The organism is Polaromonas sp. (assembly GCF_031411155.1).
Classification (GTDB): Bacteria; Pseudomonadota; Gammaproteobacteria; order Burkholderiales; family Burkholderiaceae_C; genus Polaromonas.
In genome coordinates this window covers 1-4,194 of sequence record NZ_JANOAL010000133.1, presented here as the reverse complement: position 1 = coordinate 4,194, position 4,194 = coordinate 1, and the positions used below count along the sequence as shown (strand labels likewise).

The following is a 4,194-nucleotide window of genomic DNA, read 5'->3' as shown; positions in this document are numbered from 1 at the left end:
GTTCTTTGGAACTTCATCATGGACCTCCTGAGCCAGGGTAGGCGCGACCCCGCGTTGGCACAAATTCGCCCAAGACCCGCATACAGTTGATTACAAATACGATTTAATAATCACAATTTTTTGGGCTTGGTGAACTTTATCGCGAGGTCCGGCCGGCCGGCAATCCATCAAAGTGGGTAGTCTGCCGGGAGGAAACGGGCAGGGAAATGGCGGGGAATGGCGGGGAATGGGCAAGCTTGCGCCGAAACATCCGCCCTGCGGTCGCCGTACAGGCGTAACCCCCTGTTACTCTAATGCAAAAGACCTCAACCTCTCGTCATTCACGTTCAGCAGGTCTATATGTGTATTTTTGTAACTATAGAAATTAAACGTAATGTTGGGTAATTTTTGACACGATATTGCTACTGCTTGCCCTGAACACCCGCGAGGCAAGCCTGGCGCTAGCCGTCAATCGACAAAAAAATCAGGAATGAAGTCCGTCGTTCCCGGTGTTACCGAGTATTTTTCCAGGTCGGTCACGCCGTGCGCGGCCAGCAGCGTGTCGTCCAGGTAGAAATTGCCGGTGTGGGAGCCCGGGCTGGTCAAAATCAGGTAGGCGGCGTCGGACAGGATCTCGGGCTTGCGGCAGCGCGCCAGGTCCACGCCCGGAATCATCTGCAGCGCCGCCGTGGCAATCGCCGTGCGCGGCCACAGGCTGTTGACGGCGATGCCGTATTTTTTGAACTCGCCCGCATGGCCCAGCGTGCACATGCTCATGCCGTACTTGGCCATGGTGTAGGCGGTATGGTTCTCAAACCAGTGCGGCTTCATGGACAGCGGCGGCGACATATTGAGCACCTGCGGGTTGCGCCCGGCCTGCGCGGACTTTTTCAGCTCGGCCAGACAGGCCTGGGTACACAGGTAGGTGCCGCGCGCGTTGATGCCATTCATCAGGTCGTAGCGCTTCATCGGCGTGTGCTCGGTGTCGGTGAGGCTGATGGCGCTGGCATTGTTGACCAGAATGTCGATGCCGCCAAAGGCTTGCACCGCCCTGGCCACCGCGTCCGTCACCGCGTCTTCATCGCGGATGTCCACCGCCAGCGGCAGCGCCTGGCCGCCCGCAGCTTTCACGGCTTCGGCCGCGCTGTAGATCGTGCCCGGCAACTTGGGGTTGGGGTCGGTCGTCTTGGCCAGGATCACGATGTTGGCGCCATCAAGCGCCGCGCGGGTGGCGATGGCCAGCCCGATACCGCGTGAGGCGCCGGTGATGAAGAGGGTCTTGCCTTTGAGTGTCATGTCGGTATCTCCTTGCAATTGCTATATTTTTAATAGCTGCTAACGCGCATTGTTACTGGGCTAGAGGCACTTTTGATGCCTGAAACGGCTCATTTAACCTGGCACAGGCTGCCCAGATCAGAGTTTCGAGAAATCCGGCTTGCGTTTGGCCATGAAGGCGGTGAACGCCTCGCGCGCGGCCGGTTCCTGCAGCATGCGGCCAAAGCTGGCGCACTCTTCGGCCACGCGCTCGGCCACGGCGGCGGCGTTGCCTTTTTTCATCAGCCGTTTGGTCTCCATCAGGGCGCTGAGCGGTTTGGCGGCGAGTCTGAGGGCCTGCCTTTGCGCCAGCGCGCTGGCCTCGGCCGGCGGCACGATGCGGTTGATCAGGCCCATTTCCAGCGCGGTTTCGGCCATGAAGGGCTCGCCCAGCAGCAGCGCCTCGGCGGCGCGCGGGTAACCCATGAGCTGGGGCACCAGCAGGCTGGACGCGGCTTCGGGGCACAGGCCCAGGTTGACGAAGGGCATCGAAAACGCCGCGTTGTCGCCGGCATAGATCAGGTCGCAGTGCAGCAGCATGGTGGTGCCTATGCCCACCGCCGGGCCGCAGACCGCCGCCACGATGGGCTTGGGAAAGCTGCTGATGCCGCGCAGAAAGCGAAACACCGGCGCGTCGGGCGTGGACGGCGGATGATTCAGAAAGTCGCCAATGTCATTGCCGGCCGAAAAAATGGTTTCATGGCCCTGAATCACCACGGCGCGCACCGCCGCGTCCTGGCGGGCCGCTTCCAGCGCATCGGCCAGGGCGCCGTACATGGCGGCGGTGATGGAGTTTTTCTTGTCCACACGGTTCAGGGTGAGGGTGGTCACACCGGCATCGGTGTGGGCCAGAATGTCTTGCGGGCGGTTTTCCGGGGGGGTGCTCATTGCAGTGCTTCCTTGACAAAATCGATACGGTCCTGGCCCCAGAACATCTGGTCGCCGACAAAAAAGGTGGGGGCGCCAAACACGCCGCGGGCCACGGCCTGCCGGGTGAGCTCCTTCAACCGGTCCTTCACCGCCTGCTCGCCGGCCAGCGCCAGCAGCGCCATCGGGTCAAAGCCGGCAGCGGCCAGGGTTTTGCCCACGGTGGCCGGGTCATTCAGGTTGGCGGCGTCGACCCAGATGGCCTCGAACACGGCCTTGCTGTAGGCCGGCAAGCGCGCCTCGTCGCGCATTTGCAGCGCCACGGCGCCGCGCATCAGCATCAGGGTGTTGATCGGGAAATGCGGGTTGTTGCCAAGCGGCACGCCGTAGCGCCGGGCAAAACGCGCCAGATCCGTGAAGGCGTAGGCGCCCTTGGCCGCAATCGCCATGGGCGACTGGTTGCCCGTGGCCTGGAACACGCCGCCCAGCAGCATGGGTTGGTAAACCGCGGTGGCGCCGGTCTCGGCCTCCAGGCGGGGCAACTGGGTCCAGGCCAGGTAGGCGGCGGGGCTGCCATAGTCAAACCAGAATTCAAACGACTGCATCAAAATTTCTCCAGATAGGGCCGCAAATCAAGCTCATGGGTCCAGGCGTCACGCGGCTGCTGGTGCAGCATCCAGTAGCTGTCGGCAATGTGCTCGGGGTTGAGGATACCGTCCTCGGCCTTCAGCGCGTAACGCTCGGGAAAGCTGTCGCGAATAAACGCCGTGTCAATCGCGCCATCGACCACCACATGGGCCACATGGATGCCGCGCGGCCCGAGCTCGCGCGCCATGCTTTGGGCCAGGGCACGCAGCGCTTGTTTGGCGCCGGAAAACGCGGCGAAGTGGGCCGCACCGCGCAATGAGGCGGTGGCCCCGGTGAAGATGATGCTGCCCTTGGGTCCGTCGCCGGCACGCGCCACCATGCGTCTGGCCACCTCGCGGCCATTCAGGAACCCGCCGAAGCAGGCCATCTCCCAGACCTTGAAGTACTTGCGTGCGGTCTCGTCGAGGATGCTGGCGGGCACGTTGGCGCCGATGTTGAACACCAGCACCTCGATAGCCCCGATGCTGGCCTCGATGGTGTCCACCAGCGCGACCACTTCATCTTCCTTGCGCGCGTCGGAGGCAAAGCCATGGGCTTGCCCGCCTTCGGCATGGATCTGGTCGAGCAGCGGCTGCAGCTTGTCCAGGCTGCGGCGTGTCACGCAGGCGGTGTAGCCTTCGCGGGCAAAACGCCGGGCAATGGCACCGCCCGTGGCGTCGCCCGCGCCTATGATCAGCGCGACTCGCGGGGGCGACAGGGGCGGAACGCGGGGCAAGGTCATGGGAATTCTCCTGGCTATTCTTTGCAATAGGCGCTCTGGCAGCGATCTGGCTGGCGCTCACCCGCAGCGTAGCGCTTTCGCACCACCGCTGCGCGGCCCGGTCAGCACCCCAGGCCCGACTTGCTATCAAATCAATAGCTTAAAGTGCACATCCTGATTGGGCGAGAGCCGTAAAATGCCAGGAAAATGGCTTAAACCCGCTCAAAAATGCCGGCGGCGCCCTGCCCCATGCCCACGCACATCGTCACCATGCCGTATTTGAGCTGATGGCGCTGCAGTGCGTGGATGACCGTGGCGGCCCGGATCGCGCCGGTGGCGCCCAGCGGATGGCCCAGCGCAATCGCGCCGCCCATCGGGTTGACCTTGGCGGCATTCAGCCCCAGGGTGTTGATGACGGCCAGCGACTGCGCCGCAAACGCCTCGTTCAGCTCGAACCAGTCGATGTCGTCCTGCTGCAGGCCGGCATAACGCAGCGCGGCCGGAATGGCTTCAATCGGGCCTATGCCCATGATGTGCGGCGGCACGCCCTTGGCGGCGTAGCTGACAAAGCGCGCCAGCGGGGTCAAGCCAAATTCCTCGACCGCCTTTTCGCTCGCCAGGATCAACGCGCCGGCACCGTCGGAGGTTTGCGAGCTGTTGCCGGCCGTGACCGAGCCCCGCGCCGC

Annotated in this window: 4 protein-coding genes and 1 pseudogene; all 5 read right to left on the bottom strand. The window is 63.4% G+C overall.

Going from position 1 to position 4,194, the window contains the following annotated elements:
- Window positions 1–447: 447 nt before the first annotated feature.
- Window positions 448–1,275, bottom strand: coding sequence for an NAD(P)-dependent oxidoreductase (locus RMO23_RS08915; protein ID WP_309680619.1), 828 nt, complete (start codon window positions 1,273–1,275; stop codon window positions 448–450).
- A 117-nt stretch (window positions 1,276–1,392) separates the two neighbouring features.
- Complete coding sequence (locus RMO23_RS08910) at window positions 1,393–2,181, bottom strand: enoyl-CoA hydratase (RefSeq protein WP_309680616.1); 789 nt, start codon at window positions 2,179–2,181, stop codon at window positions 1,393–1,395.
- Window positions 2,178–2,765, bottom strand: a complete 588-nt coding sequence (locus RMO23_RS08905; RefSeq protein ID WP_405041585.1) for a 2-hydroxychromene-2-carboxylate isomerase — start codon at window positions 2,763–2,765, stop codon at window positions 2,178–2,180. Before RMO23_RS08905 ends, RMO23_RS08910 begins: the two co-directional genes overlap by 4 nt.
- Entirely contained in the window at window positions 2,765–3,529 is a 765-nt protein-coding gene (locus RMO23_RS08900; RefSeq protein WP_309680613.1) for an SDR family oxidoreductase, read from the bottom strand. The genes RMO23_RS08905 and RMO23_RS08900 overlap by 1 nt, the downstream gene beginning before the upstream one ends.
- Before the next feature lie 191 nt (window positions 3,530–3,720).
- Window positions 3,721–4,194: pseudogene (locus RMO23_RS08895) on the bottom strand (acetyl-CoA C-acyltransferase); the annotation flags it as partial.

What these genes read in the sequence shown, in the direction of transcription:
- RMO23_RS08910 (WP_309680616.1), bottom strand. Translation starts at nt 2,181, where the DNA reads ATGAGCACCCCCCCGGAAAACCGCCCGCAAGACATTCTGGCCCACACC.
- RMO23_RS08915 (WP_309680619.1), bottom strand. Translation starts at nt 1,275, where the DNA reads ATGACACTCAAAGGCAAGACCCTCTTCATCACCGGCGCCTCACGCGGT.
- RMO23_RS08905 (WP_405041585.1), bottom strand. Translation starts at nt 2,765, where the DNA reads ATGCAGTCGTTTGAATTCTGGTTTGACTATGGCAGCCCCGCCGCCTAC.
- RMO23_RS08900 (WP_309680613.1), bottom strand. Translation starts at nt 3,529, where the DNA reads ATGACCTTGCCCCGCGTTCCGCCCCTGTCGCCCCCGCGAGTCGCGCTG.